Source organism: Pelagibius sp. 7325, from assembly GCF_037652055.1.
Lineage (GTDB): Bacteria > Pseudomonadota > Alphaproteobacteria > Kiloniellales > Kiloniellaceae > Pelagibius.
Map to the genome: position 1 here is coordinate 41,639 of NZ_JBBKAH010000011.1, position 19,287 is coordinate 60,925.

A 19,287-nucleotide genomic window follows, 5' to 3' on the forward strand; every position below is an offset into this window, starting at 1 on the left:
TTTCTCCTGGGGGGCGCTATTCAGCGGGCGTGTTCTGGGGCGCGGGCTTGGCCACCCCTTCCCGCAGGGCCGGTATTCGGCGCAGCAGCGGTTCGACATAGGTCACGTAGAGCCCGGCGAGACCGTTCGGGAAAGCCAGCACCACGCCGATGAAGAGCGCGCCCATGGCGAAGAGCCAGAGCTCTGGGAAGCTCTCCGAGAAGGTCGTCTTGGCCCAGTTCACCAGCAGCGTTCCGTAGACCGCGCCAAGGATGGAAAGACGCCCGCCGACAGCGCAGAAGATCACCATCTCGATGGAGGGCACGATGCCGACAAAGCTGGGCGACATGAAGCCCACCTGCAGGGTGAACATGGCCCCGCCGACCGCCGCCATGGCGGCGCCGAGGCAGAACACGAAAATCTTGAAGTTGGAGACGTCGTAGCCCGAGAAGCGAACCCGGTCCTCCTGGTCGCGGATGGCGACCAGCAAGCGACCGGCCTTGGAGCGGCGCACGAACTGCGCGGCGAAGAGGCAGGCGAACAGCAGTACGCCGTTCACGTAGTAGAGGATGAACTTCGCCTCGTCGGTACGGATATCCCAGCCCAGGAGGGTGCGCAGGTCGGTAATGCCGTTGACGCCGCCGGTGTAGCCCTGCTGCCCGATGATGAGGATGGTGAGGATGGCGGCGACCGCCTGGGTAATGATCGCGAAGTAGACGCCGCCGACCCGCCGCTTGAACATCGCGACACCGACAATGAAGGCAAAGATCGACGGGACCAGAATGACAGCGACGATGGTGAAGGTTAGGCTGTGAAAGGGTTCCCACCACCACGGCAAGGCCGTGATCTGGTTCCAGTCCATGAAGTCCGGGATGCCGGGCGTCGACTGGATCGCCGTCGCCTCCGGCGTCGAGGCCTCCAGCTTCAGGAACATCGCCATGCAGTACCCCCCGAGACCGAAGAATACCCCCTGTCCGAGGCTGAGGATGCCGCCGGCACCCCAGCAGAGCACCAGGCCGATGGCGACGAAGGCATAGGTCAGGTACTTGCCCACCAGGTTAAGACGGAAGGTATCGAGGACGACAGGGAGGACGATCAGAATGAGCACCGCCAGAATGATGAAGCCGATGATCTCTCTGCGGTTCATGAAGGTCGTGCGCATGGACGGGGTTCCTCAGCGACGGATCTTGAGGGCGAAGAGGCCTTGCGGGCGCAACATCAGGATGCCGACGACGGTCAGCAGCGTGAGCACCTTGGCCATGGAGCCGGAGAGGAAGAACTCCATGACGGACTGTGCCTGGCTAATGGAGAGCGCCGAGGCGATGGTGCCCAGCAGACTGGCGGCGCCGCCGAAGACAACGACCAGGAAGGTGTCGACGATGTAGAGCTGGCCGGCGGTCGGGCCGGTGGAGCCGATCATGGTGAAGGCGGCTCCGGCGACCCCGGCGACACCGCAACCGATGCCGAAGGTCAGACGGTCGGTGCGCTCCGTATCGATGCCGACGGCACCGGCCATGGAGCGGTTCTGCATCACGGCGCGCACCTGCTTGCCCCAGGTCGAGCGGAACATCATGAGGTAGACGCCGCCGGCGATCAGCATGGCCAGCGCCATGACGACGATCCCGTTGATCGGCACCTCGATCATATCGGTCAGCGGCAGCGAGCCCATCATCCAGTCGGGCAACTGCACGCCGACCTCGCGGGCGCCGAAGACCGAGCGGTAGAGCTGCTGGAGAATGAGGCTGAGGCCCCAGGTGGCCAGAAGGGTATCGAGCGGGCGACGGTAGAGATGGCGGATGAGGCCCCATTCGACCAGCATCCCCAGGGCCCCGGCGGCGATGAAGGCCAGGACGATGGAGACGAAGAAGGAGATCGCGAAGAGGCCCGGCAAGTAGGCGGAGAAGAGGTTCGAGCAGAGATAGGTGACGTAGGCGCCGAGGATCATGAACTCGCCGTGGGCCATGTTGATGACGCCCATCTGGCCGAAGATGATCGCCAGGCCGAGAGCCATCAGCACGAAGACGGAAAAGAGAATCAGCCCGGCAAAGCCTTGCATCGCGAAGATCGCGCCCAGTTCGCTCATGGAATAGCCGTCGAACATGCATCAGCACCTTTCTAAGGACTGCTCTTAAGGGACCGCTCGGTAATCCCCCGCGCGGGGAGCCGGTTCGGAAGGGAAGGTGGCGGGCGGCGGGGTGCCTACGGGGAGAAGGCAGGACCCCACCGCCTCACGCCCGGCGCCTATTGGTAGCCCTCAGGGAAGGGATCGGGCTCCATCAACTCCGCGGTTTCGAACACCACCTCGTACTGGCCGTCGGCCTTGGCGTGGCCGATGCGGGTCTTCGACCAGAGGTGATGGTTCTCGTGCACGCGCACGTAGCCTTCCGGCGCCGTCGTCAGTTCGATGCCGGGGCTCGCCGCGCGCACCTTATCGACGTCGAAGGAGCCGGCCTTCTCGACCGCCGCCTTCCACAGCCAGGGGCCGAGATAGGCGGCCTGGGTGACGTCGCCGATCACCATGTCGTCGCCCCACATCTTCTTGAACTCGGCAACGAAGGTCTCGTTGTTGGCGTTGTTGAGGCTCTGGAAATACTTCATCGAGGCATAGGCGCCCTCGATGTTCTCGCCGCCGATGCCGCGGATCTCATCCTCGGTGACGGAGATGGTCAGCAGCAGCGGCTTTTCCTTGGTCATGTCGACGCCGGCAGCCTTCAGCTGCTTGTAGAAGGCGACGTTGGAGCCGCCGACCACGATGGCGTAGATGACGTCAGGCTTCCTGAGCTTGATCTTGTTGATCACGGAGTTGAACTGGGTGTGGCCCAGCGGGTAGTACTCCTCGCCGACCACCTGGAGGCCAAGCTTCTCGATGTGCTTGCGGGCGATCTTGTTGGAGGTGCGCGGCCAGATGTAGTCGGAGCCGAGCAGGTAGAAGCTCTTGGCGCCCTTCTCCCTGACCACCCAGTCGATGCCGGCGAGAATCTGTTGGGTTGCCTCCTGGCCGGTGTAGATGACGTTCGGCGATTCCTCGAGGCCCTCGTAGAAGGTGGGGTAGTAGAGGAAGCCATTGTACTGCTCGAAGACCGGCAGCACCGCCTTGCGCGAGGCTGAGGTCCAGCAGCCCATGACCGAGGCGACCTTGTCGTTGACCAGCAGCTTGCGGGCCTTCTCGGCAAAGGTCGGCCAGTCCGAGGCACCGTCTTCCTGGATGTACTCGATCTTGCGGCCCAGCACGCCGCCCATGGCGTTGATCTGTTCGATGGCCAACTTTTCCGCCTGCACGGAGCCGGTCTCGGAGATCGCCATGGTGCCGGTGATGGAGTGCAGGATGCCGATGGTCACGGTGTCGTCGGTGACGGCCAGGCCGGTGGTGTTGACCTCGGCGGTCGGGTAGTCGGCGGCCTTGAGCGCCTTGGGCAGGAAAAGTGCCGCCGTCAGGGCCGAGGCGCCCAGCAGGACCCCACGGCGCGATACGGAAAATCCGCCGCTCGCGGTCTTTCCATCCCCCTTCTTTCCATCCCTGGTCATGATGCCTCCTTCGCGTGTTCTGCGTTGATCGGTGTTCGTGTCGGGTCGGGCGCCGCCCTCGACAGGCCCCCACTCAACGCGATTGGGGTCCGTACAGGGACGCGTCCATGGCCGAAACGCTAGGGGCGATTGTGCGCTGCACAAATACGTCAAAAGACGTATGGGCCTGGGCTCAATAGCGGTTACACTGCCTGAAACAGGGAGCTTCGGCGCCAAGCAAAAGCCAGCTAACAAACTGGTATAAAAAACTTTCCTGACTTAGAAGCCTCGTCACAGAGGCCGGTCGGGCGACAGCGCGAGGCCCCTGACGGGGGATCCGACCTGGACAACGAGCAACCGCAGCCTTTCGCGGCTGCAATACGGCTGCGCGGGACAGGGATGGCGTAACGGCGATGGCACAGGGACGGGCGATAGCGCGGGTCCGCCGGCAGTACAACCAGTGGGTCGCCGACGAGACGCTGGAGGATTACGCGTTGCGTTTCACCGCGCGACGCGCCCGCCGCTGGTCGCACGCCCGCGTCGCCAACACGGCGCTCGGCTCGATTTCCTTCCTGGCGCTGGAGGCGATCGGCGGGGCGATCACCGTCAGTTACGGTTTCGACAACGCCGTTCTGGCGATTCTTGTGGTCGCCGTCCTCATCTTCGCCACCAGCCTGCCGATCAGCTACTACGCGGCCAAGTACGGCGTCGACATCGACCTGCTGACCCGCGGCGCCGGCTTCGGCTACATCGGCTCGACCATCACCTCGCTGATCTACGCTTCCTTCACCTTCATCTTCTTCGCCCTTGAAGCGGCGATCATGTCCTTCGCACTGGAGCTGTGCTTCGGTATCCCGCTGGAACTCGGCTATCTGCTGAATGCCCTGGTCGTCATCCCGCTGGTCACCCACGGCATCACCAAGATCAGCCGCTTCCAGCTGTGGACGCAGCCCTTGTGGATCGTGCTGCACATCCTGCCTTTCGCCTTCCTGCTGATCGCCGGCGGCCTGCAGCCGGAACGCTGGATGGAGTTCCAGGGCCGCTTCCAGAGCGCGCCGGGCGCCGACCTCCTGATGTTCGGCGCCGCCGCGTCGGTCGCCCTCTCGCTGATGGCGCAGATCGGCGAGCAGGTCGACTTCCTGCGCTTCCTGCCGCGCGACCGCCGCGGCGGTGCGCGTTCGGGGGGAAGCCGGCGCGCCTGGTGGATAGCCCTGATCCTCGCGGGTCCCGGGTGGATCGTGCTCGGCGCCCTCAAGATGCTGGCGGGCTCCTACCTGGCCGTCATGCTGATCGACAGCGGCGTCGCGCCAGGCATCGCCATCGAGCCGACCCACATGTATCTCGGCAGCTTCAGCCGTGTCATCGCCTCACCGGAGGGCGCCCTGGCGCTAACCGGCCTGTTCGTCATCATCTCGCAACTGAAGATTAACGTCACCAACGCCTACGCCGGCTCCATCGCGTGGTCGAACTTCTTCGCGCGGCTGACACACAGCCATCCCGGCCGCGTGGTCTGGCTGGCCTTCAACGTGGTCATAGCGCTTCTGCTGATGGAATTCGGCGTGTTCCATGCCCTGGAGCAGACCCTCGGGCTCTACGCCAACGTCGCCGTCGCCTGGATCGGCGCCCTGACCGCCGACCTCGTGGTCAACAAGCCGCTGGGCCTCAGCCCACGCCACATCGAGTTCAAGCGCGCACACCTCTACGACATCAATCCGGTCGGCGTCGGCGCCATGCTGATCGCCTCTACACTCTCGATCGCCGCGTACACCGGCCTCTTCGGCGAGCTGGCGCGTGCCTTCGCTCCCTTTATCGCGCTGATCACCGCCTTCGTTTCGGCCGTTGCCATCGCCGTGGCGACACGCGGGCGCTATTACCTGGCGCGCGCCAACGAAACCTGGCAGCCGGAAGAGATCAGCGCGCAGGAGACCATCCGCTGCTGCATCTGCGAGCATGACTTCGAGCCCGAGGACATGACGCGCTGTCCGGTCTACGCCGGGCCAATTTGCTCGCTGTGCTGCTCCCTCGACGTGCGCTGCTTCGATGCCTGCAAGTCGCGCTCGCGCATCGCCGAACAGGCGGCCGATATCGTTGATCGCCTGCTGCCGGCCGCCATAGCGCGCCGCCTGAAGTCACGGCTCGGCCACTTCGGCGTGCTCATGTTGCTGATGGGTGCCGCCATCGGCCTGGCGCTGCTGCTGGTCTATCACCAGACGGCGGTCGGCGATCCCGACCTGCGGGTCATGGTCGCCAAGGCCTTCTGGGCGGCCTACGGAATGCTGATGATCATGGCGGGCGTCACCGTGTGGCTGTTCGTGCTGGCCGACGAAAGCCGACGCGTCGCCCAAGAGGAGTCGACCCGGCAGACCAACCTGCTGCTCCGCGAGGTCCGCGCCCACGAACGGACCGACGCCGAACTTCAGCGCGCCAAGGAAGCCGCCGAGGCCGCCAACCAGGCCAAGAGCCGCTATGTCGTCGGCATCAGCCACGAGCTGCGCACGCCCCTGAACGCCATGCTGGGCTACGCGCAGCTGTTGGACGGCGACCCGGCGATCCCCAAGCGGCGGCGCGAGGCGGTGCGCATCATCCGCCACAGCGGCGAGCACCTGGCCGGGCTCATCGAAGGCCTGCTGGATATCTCCAAGATCGAGGCCGGCCGGCTGGACCTCAACCGCGACGAAGTGTTTCTGCCTGACTTCCTCAATCAGCTGATCGGCATCTTCCGCATGCAGGCGGAGGCCAAGGGGCTGCACTTCAACGTCATCGTCGCCGAGGGCCTGCCGCGCGTCGTGCGCACCGACGAAAAACGGCTGCGCCAGATTCTCGTCAACCTGCTGTCCAACGCGGTGAAGTGCACCGAGCGCGGCAGTGTCACCCTCAGCGTCGCGTTCCGCAGCGAGGTCGCGCACTTCGTCATCGAAGACACCGGCTGGGGCATCGAGCCCGAGAACCTGGAGCGCATCTTCATGCCGTTTGAGCGCATTGCACCACCGGGCCGCCCGCCCGTGCCGGGCACGGGTCTCGGCCTCACCATCACCAAGCTGCTGATCGAGATCCTGGGCGGCGAGATCACTGTCGTGAGTGAGATTGGAAAGGGCAGCCGCTTCGCGGTCCGCATCATGTTGCCGAGTTCCGCCGCCGGTGTCATCGCCACCGACGCCATCCGCCGCGTGCACGGCTATCGCGGACGGCGCCGAACGGTGCTGGCGGTCGATGACAATCCGGACCACCTGCGCCTGATCGAGGACACCTTGGCGCCGCTGGGGTTCTTGCTGCACTTCGCCGAGAACGCCGAAACCGCGATGGCCGTCGCGCGCGAGGCTGTGCCTGACCTCTTCCTGCTGGACGTCTCCATGCCGGGGACCGACGGCTGGACGTTGGCCCAACAGCTGCGCGGGGAGTTCGGCCCCCAGCCGCCCATCGTCATGATCTCCGCCAACGCCGGCGACGAGAAGCGGCGCGGTCCCAGCGGCCTGCACCATGACGAATTCATCGCCAAGCCGATCAATCTGCAGGACCTGTTGAGCCGGCTGGAGCGGCTGTTGAAGCTGGAGTGGATCTATGCCCCGGAGGGAACCGAGTCCTTGGGAAGCCCAGGCACGCCGCTGTCGCGCGATCAGATTACGCGCCTGCGCGAACTGGCGCAGCTCGGCTACGTGCGCGGCCTCAACGAAGCGCTGGAGGAGATCGGCCGTGACAATCCCGAGGTGGCCGGCCAGCTGTCTGAAATGTCGGCGCTGATCCGCGCCTTCGACCTGCCGCGCCTGCAGACCGTCTTGGAGGAGCTCGAAGATGCGCCTAGCTGACCGTGACCGCGACCACGACCGCGACATCGCCCTGGTGGTCGACGATTCACCGGAAACGCTGAGCTTCATGACCGACGCTCTGGAGGAATCCGGCATCTCGGTGCTGGTCGCGCGCGACGCCGGTACGGCACTGACCCTGCTGGGCCGGGTGACGCCCGACGTCATCCTGCTGGATGCCGTCATGCCCGGTCTCAACGGCTTCGAGACCTGCCGCCGCCTGAAGCAGGACCACCGGCTGTCGCAGATCCCCGTCATTTTCATGACGGGCTTGAGCGATACCGAGAACGTGGTGAAGGGTCTGCGCGCCGGTGGCGTCGACTACCTGACGAAACCGATCGCGCCCGACGAACTGCTGGCGCGAGTAGGCGTTCACATCGCCAACGCACGCATCACCCAAAGCGCGCGCGACGCGCTGGACGTTACCGGACGCTCGGTCATCGCGGTAGCCAGCGACGGCAGCGTGGTCTGGAGCACGCCGCACGCCGCCGCGCTGCTCGGTCCTGCCGGCGGCGCGCGCGACGGCGACGTAGTGCTGGATCCGGCCATGCGGCAATGGATGGTGGCTTGCGCCGAGCGGGCGCTCTCCGCCGTGCAGCCCCGGCGCTTCGAACGGCCGGCCCGCGGCGCCGTGGAGCTCAGCTATCTCGGTCGCCACGGCCTGGGCGAACTGTTGTTCCGGGTCAGCGACGGTGCCGCCGCCTCCCCGGCCCAGCGGCTGCAGACCCGGCTGCAGCTCACCGCCCGCGAGGCCGAGGTGCTCAACTGGCTGGCACAGGGCAAGTCGAACCGCGACATCGGCGCCATCCTCTCGCTCAGCCCGCGTACGGTGAACAAGCACCTGGAGCAGATCTACGTGAAGCTGGAAGTGGAAAACCGGACCGCGGCCGCCGTGCTGGCGATCCGCACCATCGAGGGCGCATAAAGCCGGAGACCGGCCCCATAAACGCCCTCACTCGCAATCGAAGCGCCGGACGAAACTCTCAAGCATCTGGTGGGCAAAGCGGGCCGCGGCTACCGGAAGGGTGCGTCCGCGCAGTTGACCGAAGTAGAGCACCCCCGGCGGCACGTCGCGCACGTCGACCGGGCAGCTGACCACCTCCGCGCGCTGACCGTTTGCCGGCAGGCCGATGGGAATCTGAAAAGAGACAAGATTCTCCGACGCGGCGTGATAACGCAGGAACTCGAAACTGTCCGACTCCACGACCGGGTCCAGGTCCAAGGACGTGCGGCGGACCGCCAGCTCCAGCAGGTGGCGCACGCCATAGGCCGCCGCCGGCAGAGCAATGGGAAAACTGAGGCAGTCTCGCAGCCGTAGCGATGCTGCGCCGGCCAGCGGATGATCATGGGCCATCACCGCGTGGACCGGCTGGCGGATGGTCAGCAGGTTCTGGAACTCGCTGAAGCGCACCGGCTCGAAAACCAGCGCGAGGTCGGCCGTGAGGTCGATCAGGGCCTGCTCGGCGGCGGTGCGGTCGCGCAGCAGCACGCTGAAGGTCACCGCCCGATGGACGCTCCGGTAGGTGGAAATCTGCTCGGGCAGGAAATAGGGCAGCAAAGCCTGGCTGCAGGCGATGGCGACATGGCCACGCCGCGCGCCCGAGAGATCGGCGATCTGGCTCTTCACCCGTTCGATGTCGCTGAGCTGAGAACGGATGTGGTGGATCAGCACCTCGCCGGCCGCCGACAGGCGCACCCCGCGCGCGAAGCGCTCGAAGATCGGCACCCCCAATTCTTCTTCCATCGCCAGGATGCGCCGGTTCAGCGCCGTCGATGTGATGTTCAAGGTCTCCGCCGCCTTGCGGATGGAACCCGCTTTGGCGACGGCATCGATATAGCGCAGGGGCAGCAGGTGCCTCATGGGAGCGGCTCCCTCGCCGGTGCAGAATGGCGCCCATGGTGCTGCAATTTTTGCAGCGGTCTGAGCTTAAACTAGCAGTATTCCGACACACTGCCAACTGCTCTAGTGGGGCCAAGCTTCTCCCTAGAGCCGGAAAATGTTGAAAAACCAAGCTTTTCATATCCCTGCCCTGCACGAGGCCTACGCTGGCGGAACGAGCCCGGTTGCCGTGATTGCCGAAGCCTACCGGCGGCTGGAAGCGGTCAACGATCCGGGAATTTTCCTGCATCTCGTGGATCGCGAGGCCGCCCTGGCCGAGGCCGCCGCCCTGGGGGCCTTCGATCCCTTGGCCAAACCGCTGTGGGGCATCCCCTTCGCCGTGAAAGACAATATCGACCTGGCCGGCAGCCCGACCACGGCCGCCTGCCCGGACTACGCCTACCAGGCCGCAGAGGACGCCTTCGTCGTCGCAGCGCTGCGCCGAGCCGGGGCCATCGCCATCGGCAAGACCAACCTGGACCAGTTTGCCACCGGCCTGGTCGGTCTGCGCACGCCTTACCCGGCACCGCTGAACGCCCTGGACCCGACGATCGTACCGGGTGGATCCAGCGCCGGATCCGCGGTGGCCGTCGCACAAGGCATCGTCAGTTTCTCCCTGGGCACCGACACAGCGGGTTCCGGGCGTGTGCCGGCCGCTCTCAACGGCATCGTCGGCCTGAAGCCGAGCCTGGGCGCGCTTTCCAACAGCGGCGCGGTGCCAGCCTGCCGCACCCTCGACACCATTTCCATCTTCGCCCTGACCGTCGACGACGCCTTTCGGGCCTTCCGCTGCGCGGCGATCTACGACCCGGCCGATGCCTATGCACGACCGTTCACGGCCCCCCAAATCGCCTCGCTGTCGCCGCGCCTCACCATCGGCGTGCCCGACGCAAGGACGCGGCGTTTCTTCGGCGACGAGGTGCAGTCCGCCTCGTTCGCCGCCGCCGTCGAGGATCTCGCTGCCTTGGGTGGTGAGATCGCCGAACTGGATTTCACGCCCTTCTACGAGGTCGCGCAGATGCTCTACGAGGGCGCCTGGCTGGCCGAGCGCTTCACCGTCATCGAGGAACTTCTGCACCACAGCCCGGAGGTGATTCATCCGGTGACTCGCCGCGTTATCGAGCCGGGCGGCAACCTCTCAGCGGCCGATGCCTTCCGCGGCTTCTACCGGCTGCAGGAACTGAAGCGGCAGGTCGCGCCGCTGCTGGCCGGCGTCAACCTCCTCGCCGTGCCGACCATCCCCACCTTCTACCGGGTCGACGAGCTCGCCGCCGATCCCCTGGGGCCGAACGCGCGTCTCGGCACCTACACAAACTTCGTGAATCTCTTGGATCTCTGCGCCCTGGCGGTTCCGGTCAGGCCGCGCACCGACGGTCGGCCCGGCAGTATCACCTTGCTGGCTCCGGCGGGGCAGGATGGCACCGTCGCCGCACTCGGCCGGGCGCTGCAGTCGCGGACTGCCGCCCCTCTCGGAGCCACCGGCTGGTCCCTGCCCCCGTTGCCGCCCGAAGCGGCTGGACCGACAGATGACGACATCGCCATTGCTGTCGTCGGCGCCCACATGTCGGGCCTGCCATTGAATCACGAGTTGACCCGCCTGGGCGCGCGCTTTCTGCGACGTGCGCGCACCGCGCCCTGCTATCGGCTGTTCAGCCTGCCTGGCGGGACCGTCGCGCGGCCGGGGCTGCTGCGCGGCACCGCGGGATCATCCATCGACTTGGAAGTCTGGGCGCTGCCCCGGGCGCGCTTCGGCGACTTCATGCAAGGCATCCCGAGCCCGCTCGGCATCGGCACTCTGAAGTTGGAGGACGGCCAGGAGGTGAAGGGCTTCCTTTGCGAAGCCTGCGCCACCGACGGGGCCGATGACGTAACCGATTTCGGCGGCTGGCGCGCCTTTCTCGATGCGCAAACCACCTCGCAACAGCGTAACAAGGAGAGCGATCATGCAGCGACGTGACTTTCTGAAAACCATGGGGGTCGCGACCGGCGCCTCCATCCTGCCATTCCTGCGTCACCTGCCGGCCGAAGCCGCCGGCGGCAGCGACACCCTGGTGGTGGTCGTCGGCGACGGCATCAACAGTCTGGACCTGCATCGCCAGGGAACCAACCGGCCCAGCTACCAGGTCTCGATCAACATCTATGACCGCCTGGTCCGCTTCGGCGTGAAGACGCTGGAGGACGGTACGCTGTCCTACGATTCAACAAAGATTGAGCCGGAAGCCGCGGAGTCCTGGTCGGTGTCCGAGGACGGCAAGTCAATCACGTTCAAAATCAGCCCCATGGCGAAGTTCTGGGACGGCACGCCGATGACCGCCCACGACGTGAAATGGTCCTTCGACCGCGCCGTCACCCTGGGCGGCTTCCCCGGCGTACAGATGAAGGCCGGTTCGATGAGCTCGCCCGACCAGTTCGTGGTGGTCGATGATATGACCTTCCGCGTTGACCTGCCGATACCCTCCAAGCTGGCCCTGCCGGATCTGGCGGTGCCTGTGCCGCTGATCATCAATTCCAAGGTCGCCAAGCAGCACGCCACCGAAAGCGATCCCTGGGCCACCGAGTATCTGCATCAGACGCCCGCCGGTTCCGGCGCCTACAAGCTGGCGCGCTGGGATGCCGGTCAGCAGTTCATCTACGAGCGCAATGACGACTGGGCGTTGGGGCCAAAGCCGGGTATCAAGCGCGTCATCGTGCGCGAGGTGCCCTCAGCCGCGAATCGTCGTGCCCTCACCGAGCGCGGCGACGCCGATCTCTACATGGACGTACCCGCCAAGGATGCCAAGGAACTGCGTGAGGGCGGCAAGGTCGCCGTCGCCGGCGCGCCGATCGACAACTGCCTGCATGTGCTGGGCCTCAACGTCGCGCACAAGCCCTTCGACAACCTGAAAGTCCGCCAGGCAATCGCCTACGCTTTGCCCTATGAGGAAATCATGGCGGCTGCCGCCTACGGCCGCGGCAAGGCGATGTTCGGCGGCAGCGAGGCGACGCCATCATCGACCGAGTGGCCGCAGCCCTTTCCCTACCAGCGCGACAGCGATAAGGCGGAGTCTCTGCTGGCCGAGGCAGGCTTCGCCGGAGGCTTCGAGACGACGCTGTCCTACAACCTGGGCCTTGCCGACTGGCAGGAACCGACCGCCCTGCTGATCCAGGAAGCGCTCGGCAAGATCGGCATCAAAGTCACCCTGGACAAGATTCCGGGAGCCAACTGGCGCACCGCGGCCCTGGTGGAAAAGCGCCTGCCGATGCATCTGGAGAACTTCGGCGGCTGGCTGAACTATCCCGACTACTACTTCTTCTGGGCCTACAAGAAAGGCCACCTCTTCAACTCGTCCAACTATGAAAATCCGGAAATCGAAGCCCTTGTCGACGAAACGCTTCATATGCCGGTGGAAGATCCGAACTATGCCGAGAATGTGAAGCGGATGATCTCCATCGCCTTCACCGACGTTCCGCGCATCCCCCTCTACCAGCCCTACCTTGACGCGGCGATGCAGAAGAACGTCACCGGCTACGCCGCGTGGTTCCACCGGCAGCTCGACTGCCGATCCATCGGCAAGGCCTGAGACGCCCACGCCATGCGGACCAAAACCATACAGATCGGCCAGCGCCTCTTGCAGGCCCTGCCGTCTGTACTCGGCATCGTCATCATCTCCTTCGTGCTGACCCGGGCGCTGCCCGGCGACCCGGCGGTCTACTTCGCCGGCATGATGGCGGATGAGCAGTCGATCGCCGAGGTTCGCAAGGCTCTGGGGCTGGACCGCAGCTGGATCGAGCAGTTCTTCATCTACACCGGTAACCTGCTGAGCGGCAATCTCGGGATGTCGCTCAGCACCGGCCGCCCGGTTCTGGTGGAGCTGCTCACCCGCTTGCCAGCCTCCCTGGAACTCACCTTCGCCGGGCTGGGTCTGGCAATCCTCGTCGCAGTGCCGCTGGGCGTGCTGGCGGCGACGCGCCCCGGCAGCTGGATCGACCATCTCTGCCGCCTGCTGGTGACGGCTGGGGTGTCACTGCCGACATTCTTCACCGGGCTTTTTCTTATGTATCTCTTCTACTACCTGTTGGGCTGGGCGCCCTCGCCGCTCGGACGCATTGATTTTCTCTCTATTCCGCCGCCGCATGTAAGTGGACTGTTCCTGGTCGACAGCCTCTTGGATGGCGATCTGGAGACATTCTGGGCCAGCCTGAAGCAATTGATTCTGCCGGCTGCGACCCTTGGTCTCTTCGCTCTCGCGCCCATTGCACGCATGACCCGCGCGGCCATGTTGAACGCGCTGTCCAGCGACTATGTGCGCACGGCGCGCGCCAACGGCCTGGCGCGCTCGACCGTCCTCGGCACCTATGCCTTCCGCAACGCCGCGCTGCCTGTCCTCACCACCCTCGGCATGGTGTTCTCCTTCCTGCTGGGCGCCAACGTGCTGGTCGAGAAAGTGTTCTCCTGGCCCGGCATCGGCTCCTTTGCGATTGAGGCACTGGTTGCCTCCGACTACGCCGCAGTCCAGGGCTTCGTCCTCGCCATGGCACTGCTCTTCGTGGTCGTGAACCTGACCATCGACGTGCTGCTTACGGTGATCGACCCCCGCGTGGCGTTGGAGGCCTGAGAACATGACCGTCATGACCCTTTCGCTGCGACACTTCGGCTATGTCATGGGAGAGAACCCCGTGACCGCCGGCGCCTTCGCGCTCTTTGCCATCATCGTCCTGCTGGCGCTGTTCGGGCCCTGGCTGGCGCCCTACGATCCTCTGGCAACCAACGCAGTAAACGCGCTACAGCCGCCTTCCCTCGCGCATCCATTCGGGACCGATCATCTGGGACGCGATGTACTGAGCCGAGTCATCGTCGCTACCCGCCTGGATCTCGGCATTGCCGTCTCCGCCGTCGCGCTTTCCTTTTTCATCGGCAGCGCCCTCGGCTGCGCCGCCGGCTTCTGGGGTGGTTGGACCGACCGCGTCGTCGGGCGGGTCACCGACACCATCATGGCCTTCCCTCTCTTTGTCCTCGCCATGGGTGTGGTCGCCGCACTGGGAAACTCGGTCGAAAACATCATCTACGCAACCGCGGTCATCAACCTGCCCTTCTATGCCCGCGTCGCCCGATCAGAAACCTCCTTGCGGCGAAACGCCGGATTTGTCCAGGCCGCGCGCCTCTGCGGCAATTCCGACCTGCGCATCCTGGCAACGCAGATCTTTCCCAACATCCTGCCGCCGATGATGGTTCAGATCTCTCTCAACATGGGCTGGGCAATCCTCAACGCAGCCGGGCTTTCCTTCATCGGTCTCGGTGTGCGGCCGCCGGACGCGGAGTGGGGCATTATGGTCGCCGAAGGCGCTACCTACGTGATCTCCGGCGAGTGGTGGCTGGCGCTCTTTCCTGGCGGGGCGCTGATGCTCGCGGTGTTCTGTTTCAATCTGCTTGGCGACGGGCTGCGTGATCTGGTCGATCCGCTGCGACGCACCTGAGGAGTCGGCATGACCGCCCATCCCATCCTTTCGGTCGACGGCCTTTCGGTCGACTTCCGCACTCGCAACGGCACGGTGAAGGCGCTCGACGCGGTATCTCTCAGTGTCGCAAAGGGTGAGGTTCTGGGCATCGTCGGCGAAAGCGGCTCCGGCAAGTCCGTAACCGCTTACACGGTGATTGGCCTGCTCGACACCGCCGGCAAGCCGGTTGCCGGCAGCGCCAGCTATGACGGCATGGACCTTCTAGGCGCGCGTGAACGCGACCTCAGCGACCTGCGGGGGCGCGAGATCTCGATGATCTTTCAGAATCCCCGGGCCGCGCTCAATCCGATTCGCCCGGTCGGCAAGCAGATCGAGGACGTGCTGCTGCGCCACAATCAGGCAACCCGCCAGGACGCACGCCAGAAAGCGATCGGAATGTTGGAGAAGGTGAAGATACTGGAGCCGGAGCAGCGTTACTGGTCCTATCCGTTCGAGCTGTCCGGCGGCATGTGCCAGCGCGTCATGATCGCCATCGCTCTCGCGTGCAACCCGCGGCTGCTCATCGCCGACGAGCCGACCACCGGCCTGGACGTGACGACACAGAAAGCCACCATGAACCTGATACGCGATCTGACCCGGGCGCGCGGCATGGCGGTGGTGCTGATTACGCATGACCTCGGCATGGCCGCCGCTTACTGCGATCGCATCGTTGTCATGCAGAAGGGCAAAATCGTCGAGGCCGCACCGGTCGCCGAACTGTTTAAGCGCCCGCAGCATCCCTACACGAAAAAGCTGATCGCCGCTTCGCCCGGACCCGACTCGCAGCTCTATGAGCTGACAGCTATGCCCGATGAATTGCAAAGCACGGCTGGCGCAGCAGCAAGACCGAACGGACAAGGTGGAAAGCCCGCCACGCCCGCATCCAACGAAGTCCTACTGGAGGTGAAAGGTCTGGTAAAGACCTATCCCCGGCGCAACGGTGCCGCCGCCGGCTGGCCCTGGAGCAAGGCGAGGAAGGGTGCCGATGATTTCATCGCAGTCGACGGCATTTCCTTCTCACTGGGGCACGGCGAAAGCCTGGGGCTGGTGGGCGAATCCGGCTGTGGCAAGTCGACCACTTCCAGCATCGTGACACGGCTGCTCGACCCGACCGCTGGACAGGTCATCCTCGCGGGCGAGGACATTACCGTCCACAAGGCCGCGCGCTTCGCCCGCATGCCGCAGCGGACCAGGATTCAGATGGTCTTCCAGGATCCGACGGAGAGCCTCAATCCGCGCTTCTCCGCCGCCGATTCCATTGCGGACCCGCTGAAACGCCTGAAAGGCATGAAGGGCGCCAAGCCGATCGCCGCCAAGGTCGCCGAATTAGCGGACATGGTCGGCCTGCCGCAGCATCTGCTGACCCGCTTTCCGCACCAGCTGTCGGGCGGTCAGAAGGCCCGCGTCGGGATTGCCCGCGCCATTGCCGTCGAGCCCTTGCTGCTGGTGCTCGACGAGCCGACATCCGCCCTCGACGTCTCGGTACAGGCGGTGGTCCTGCAGTTGCTCGATCGATTGAAGCGCGAACTGGGGATGAGTTACATCTTCGTCTCGCACGACCTCAATGTTGTCCGCCTGTTGTGCGAGCGCGTGATCGTCATGAACAAGGGGCGCATCGTCGAGAGCGGCACGGCCGAGGCGGTGCTGAAGAATCCGCAGGATCCCTATACCCGGCGACTGATTGCCGCCATCCCGCACTTCGAGCCGGCCAAGATGTAGCTCAGCGCGCCGCCACCGCCCCGTCACTGCGCGGGTCACTGGCACCTTCCAGCAGTCCGTCGGGGTGGCTGACGACGGCGCCGGCATGCCCCATCATCTCACTGAAGGCGGCCGCCACTTCGACGTCGTGCCCAGCCTCGCGCAGGCGCTCTATCACCTCGGGTGACAGGTTTTCCTCGATCTTCAGATTGGTCGTCGCCGCCCCCCAGGTCCGCCCCAAAAGCCAGCGCGGCGCCGTCACCGCCGCCTGCAGGTCCATGCCGTGCAGCACATGACGTGCAAAGACCATCGCCTGGGTCTGCGGCTGGCCCTCGCCGCCCATAGTGCCGTAGGCCATCAGCCGCCCGTCGCTGAGTTGGGCCATGGCCGGCTGGATCGTATGGAAAGGCAGCCGGCCCGGCTCCAGCGCATTGATGTGCGCCGAGTCGAGGCTGAAGCTGGTGCCGCGGTTCTGCCAGGTGATGCCGCTGCCGGGCAGCACGACACCGGAGCCGAATTCCCAGTAGACGCTCTGGATGAAGCTGACGCAGAGCCCGTCCTTATCGGCGGCACCCAGCCAGACGGTATCGCCCTGCTGCGATTGTCGCGGCCACGGTGAGGCGCCCGCCAAGGAAACGTCTTTCGCCAGGCGCGCCAGGCTTTCCGGTGCCAGGAAGTCCGCTGCCGGACGCGTCATGTAGGCGGGATCGGTGATGTAGCGGTCGCGCACGACAAAGGCCACCTTGGTGCATTCGACAAGGCGGTGGACGAAGTCGAAGCCGTCCGCCTCCGACGCCTGCAAGCGCCCGTAAAGCGCAAGAAGCAGCAACGAGGCAAGCCCCTGGGTCGGTGGCGGCATGTTGAAGACCTGGTGGCCACCGACACCGGTAGCGAGCGGTTCGACCTCTTCGGCGCGATGCGCCTCCAGGTCACCGAGGCGCAGCGGCGAGCCTGCGTCCTCCAGCTCGCGCGCGAGGCCGCGGGCGAGTTCGCCGCGGTAGAAATCGTCGAGGCCCGCCGACGCCAGATGATCGAGCGTGTCCGCCACGCGGGGCTGCAGCAGCCGGCTGGCCAGCGCCTTCGGTTCGCCGCCATCAAGATAGGTCTCGGGAAAACCGGGCACAGGTGCCAACTCCGCGAGCTTGGCCAGACTGTTCGCCCGCAGCGTGCCGCTGACGGCGACTCCCTCGCGGGCATGGCGGATAGCGCTTTCCAGCAGGCGTGTCAGCGGCAGCCGGCCGCCGAAGCGTTCGCGGCTGAAGCGCTGCGCCAGGTTCCACCCGTCCACCGTTCCGGCCACGGTGAGCGCGGCCAGCGGGCCGCGCGCGGGTATCGCCGCACAGCCCTGCTCACGGTACCAGTCCTGCGAGGCCAGTTTCGCCGCCCGGCCACAAGCCTGGATCCCTGTTACCGGCCCGCCGCGGCGGCCAATCAGCCAGAAACCGTCACCGCCCAGCCCGTTCATGTGGGGATAGACGACGGCAATGGTGGAGGCGGCGGCGAGCATCGCTTCGATGGCATTGCCGCCGTCGCGCAGCACCTCCAGGCCCGCCTGCGCGGCCAGATGATGCGGCGCGGTGACCATACCGCCGTAGCTGCGCGTCGTCTGTAACATCGCCTGCTCCTACCCCAGTGACGCTGCCGCCGCAAGCCGCGGCAGCAGAGAGTGATCAGGCGGCGATGGCATCGGGGATGAAGGGGGAGTCGGCATGGATCACCTCCCCGCCGCGCAAACAAAGGACCGGTCGCACCAGATGCTCGCTGATCACCTCGACGCCGCTGTTGTCGGAAAGCTTGAAGCGCCCCGTTTCGATCTTCAAGACGCTGATGTCGGCGTCGCGGCCGGGCTGCAGGCTGCCGATCTCGTCTTCCATGCGGATCATTTTGGCGGGATTCGCCGTGACCATGGCGACCACCTGCTCAAGCGGGACGCCGAGGTACAGAAGTTCGGTCATGGCAATGGTGAGATTGAAGGGCGCCACGCCGAAGAAAGGATTGGCGCTGCGCGCCTCGTTGGTGCCGTGGTTGATGGGGACCTGCACGTTATAGCCATGCATGTCCGCACCCAGGGTATAGGGAACGATGCCGGCATCCAGCACCTTCCTGGCGACGTCGAAGCTGAAGTGCGAGCCGTGGCCTACGTCGACCAGCAGGCCGCGCTGATGCACGGCCTCCAGCAGTATCGGGTGGATTTCGCCGGTGCCGGACACGAAGCCGCCGGGATGGCGGGTGAAGGGGTGAGCAAGGATGTCACCTTCCTCCATGATGGGCAGCAGTTCGCGGATCAACTCGTCGGCATCGGGGATCGGCGCGGAATCGGCGGTCGGCCAGAGCTGACCCAGGTGAATGTAGAGCGGCAGGCCCGTGGCACGCGAGATATCCTTGCCGATGCGGATGACGTCCAGGCCCCAGCGCGATTGGCCGCCGATCTCGGCATGGGCCTTGATACCCTTGACGATGTCGAGATTCTCCTGTGCCACGCGGGTGGTGTGCTCTGCATTGACGCCGATCGGGCCGTAGAGATCAGGATAGAGATGACCCTCCAGGCCACCGACCAGATAGCAGGAGATGAAGCACAGGGTCCGCGTGCGCGCGGGCCCGCTGACGTAGTGGCGGAAACCGCCCAGGGTCATGCAGCTGGGGCCACCCTGATCGATCAGCGTGGTGACGCCCGAGCGCACACCTACCAAGTCGGGCGCCAGGCCGAACTTGCCGGTCACGTATTGATAGACATGGGCATGGGTATCGATCATGCCGGGGATCACCAGCTGGCCTGCGGCGTCGATGCGGCTGGCTGCCGCGGCGGCGGAAAGGTCCGGTGCGACGGCGGCAATCTTGCCGTCCTTCACGGCGACATCGAAACGGCCGTTGCGCCCCATCGCCGGATCGATCAGCGTTCCCTTTTCGATGATCGTATCGAACTGCCCCATGCCTGCCACCCGGTGCTCTCCC

13 protein-coding genes are annotated in these 19,287 nt (G+C 65.4%); 7 read left to right on the top strand and 6 right to left on the bottom strand.

Going from position 1 to position 19,287, the window contains the following annotated elements:
* Window positions 1-16: 16 nt before the first annotated feature.
* The 3 genes from urtC to urtA all read right to left on the bottom strand — a co-directional run bounded on the left by urtC (window position 17) and on the right by urtA (window position 3,504).
* Window positions 17-1,141, bottom strand: coding sequence for an urea ABC transporter permease subunit UrtC (gene urtC, locus WDC82_RS20235; protein WP_340119209.1), 1,125 nt, complete (start codon window positions 1,139-1,141; stop codon window positions 17-19).
* A 12-nt stretch (window positions 1,142-1,153) separates the two neighbouring features.
* Window positions 1,154-2,080 carry an urea ABC transporter permease subunit UrtB gene (urtB, locus tag WDC82_RS20240; protein WP_340119210.1) on the bottom strand — a complete coding sequence of 309 codons (927 nt, stop codon included), beginning with the start codon at window positions 2,078-2,080 and terminating at the stop codon, window positions 1,154-1,156.
* Window positions 2,081-2,220: 140 nt separating this feature from the next.
* Window positions 2,221-3,504, bottom strand: a complete 1,284-nt coding sequence (gene urtA, locus WDC82_RS20245) for an urea ABC transporter substrate-binding protein (protein ID WP_340119211.1) — start codon at window positions 3,502-3,504, stop codon at window positions 2,221-2,223.
* Window positions 3,505-3,896: 392 nt separating this feature from the next.
* Here urtA and WDC82_RS20250 point away from each other — a divergent pair, with 392 nt between their 5' ends.
* Both WDC82_RS20250 and WDC82_RS20255 read left to right on the top strand, forming a co-directional pair.
* Window positions 3,897-7,286, top strand: coding sequence for an ATP-binding protein (locus WDC82_RS20250; RefSeq protein ID WP_340119212.1), 3,390 nt, complete (start codon window positions 3,897-3,899; stop codon window positions 7,284-7,286).
* Window positions 7,273-8,208, top strand: coding sequence for a DNA-binding response regulator (locus WDC82_RS20255; RefSeq protein WP_340119213.1), 936 nt, complete (start codon window positions 7,273-7,275; stop codon window positions 8,206-8,208). The genes WDC82_RS20250 and WDC82_RS20255 overlap by 14 nt, the downstream gene beginning before the upstream one ends.
* A 27-nt stretch (window positions 8,209-8,235) precedes the next feature.
* On the opposite strand, the gene WDC82_RS20260 is transcribed toward WDC82_RS20255, so the two are convergent.
* Window positions 8,236-9,144, bottom strand: coding sequence for a LysR family transcriptional regulator (locus WDC82_RS20260; RefSeq protein WP_340119214.1), 909 nt, complete (start codon window positions 9,142-9,144; stop codon window positions 8,236-8,238).
* Window positions 9,145-9,280: 136 nt separating this feature from the next.
* Between WDC82_RS20260 and atzF the strand changes: the two genes are divergently transcribed.
* From atzF to WDC82_RS20285, 5 genes are read left to right on the top strand one after another with little or no spacing between them, the layout of a single operon-like run.
* Window positions 9,281-11,119, top strand: a complete 1,839-nt coding sequence (gene atzF / locus WDC82_RS20265) for an allophanate hydrolase (protein ID WP_340119215.1) — start codon at window positions 9,281-9,283, stop codon at window positions 11,117-11,119.
* Entirely contained in the window at window positions 11,106-12,722 is a 1,617-nt protein-coding gene (locus WDC82_RS20270; protein ID WP_340119216.1) for an ABC transporter substrate-binding protein, read from the top strand. The genes atzF and WDC82_RS20270 overlap by 14 nt, the downstream gene beginning before the upstream one ends.
* 12 nt (window positions 12,723-12,734) lie before the next feature.
* Window positions 12,735-13,757, top strand: coding sequence for an ABC transporter permease (locus tag WDC82_RS20275; RefSeq protein WP_340119218.1), 1,023 nt, complete (start codon window positions 12,735-12,737; stop codon window positions 13,755-13,757).
* 4 nt (window positions 13,758-13,761) lie between these two features.
* Window positions 13,762-14,616: an ABC transporter permease gene (locus WDC82_RS20280; RefSeq protein WP_340119219.1), complete on the top strand. Its 855-nt coding sequence runs from the start codon at window positions 13,762-13,764 to the stop codon at window positions 14,614-14,616.
* Between the two features lie 9 nt (window positions 14,617-14,625).
* Window positions 14,626-16,356 (top strand): ABC transporter ATP-binding protein, encoded by a 1,731-nt coding sequence (locus WDC82_RS20285; protein WP_340119220.1) that lies wholly within the window; start codon window positions 14,626-14,628, stop codon window positions 16,354-16,356.
* Between the two features lies 1 nt (window position 16,357).
* Here the strand turns inward: WDC82_RS20285 and WDC82_RS20290 are convergent, their stop codons facing one another.
* Window positions 16,358-17,950, bottom strand: a complete 1,593-nt coding sequence (locus tag WDC82_RS20290) for a gamma-glutamyltransferase family protein (RefSeq protein WP_340119221.1) — start codon at window positions 17,948-17,950, stop codon at window positions 16,358-16,360.
* Between the two features lie 55 nt (window positions 17,951-18,005).
* Window positions 18,006-19,265, bottom strand: a complete 1,260-nt coding sequence (locus tag WDC82_RS20295) for an amidohydrolase/deacetylase family metallohydrolase (RefSeq protein ID WP_340119222.1) — start codon at window positions 19,263-19,265, stop codon at window positions 18,006-18,008.
* Window positions 19,266-19,287: the final 22 nt, after the last annotated feature.

Coding starts and splice junctions, on each gene's coding strand:
- urtC (WP_340119209.1), bottom strand. CDS start 1,141: ATGCGCACGACCTTCATGAACCGCAGAGAGATCATCGGCTTCATCATT.
- urtB (WP_340119210.1), bottom strand. CDS start 2,080: ATGTTCGACGGCTATTCCATGAGCGAACTGGGCGCGATCTTCGCGATG.
- urtA (WP_340119211.1), bottom strand. CDS start 3,504: ATGACCAGGGATGGAAAGAAGGGGGATGGAAAGACCGCGAGCGGCGGA.
- WDC82_RS20250 (WP_340119212.1), top strand. CDS start 3,897: ATGGCACAGGGACGGGCGATAGCGCGGGTCCGCCGGCAGTACAACCAG.
- WDC82_RS20255 (WP_340119213.1), top strand. CDS start 7,273: ATGCGCCTAGCTGACCGTGACCGCGACCACGACCGCGACATCGCCCTG.
- WDC82_RS20260 (WP_340119214.1), bottom strand. CDS start 9,144: ATGAGGCACCTGCTGCCCCTGCGCTATATCGATGCCGTCGCCAAAGCG.
- atzF (WP_340119215.1), top strand. CDS start 9,281: ATGTTGAAAAACCAAGCTTTTCATATCCCTGCCCTGCACGAGGCCTAC.
- WDC82_RS20270 (WP_340119216.1), top strand. CDS start 11,106: ATGCAGCGACGTGACTTTCTGAAAACCATGGGGGTCGCGACCGGCGCC.
- WDC82_RS20275 (WP_340119218.1), top strand. CDS start 12,735: ATGCGGACCAAAACCATACAGATCGGCCAGCGCCTCTTGCAGGCCCTG.
- WDC82_RS20280 (WP_340119219.1), top strand. CDS start 13,762: ATGACCGTCATGACCCTTTCGCTGCGACACTTCGGCTATGTCATGGGA.
- WDC82_RS20285 (WP_340119220.1), top strand. CDS start 14,626: ATGACCGCCCATCCCATCCTTTCGGTCGACGGCCTTTCGGTCGACTTC.
- WDC82_RS20290 (WP_340119221.1), bottom strand. CDS start 17,950: ATGTTACAGACGACGCGCAGCTACGGCGGTATGGTCACCGCGCCGCAT.
- WDC82_RS20295 (WP_340119222.1), bottom strand. CDS start 19,265: ATGGGGCAGTTCGATACGATCATCGAAAAGGGAACGCTGATCGATCCG.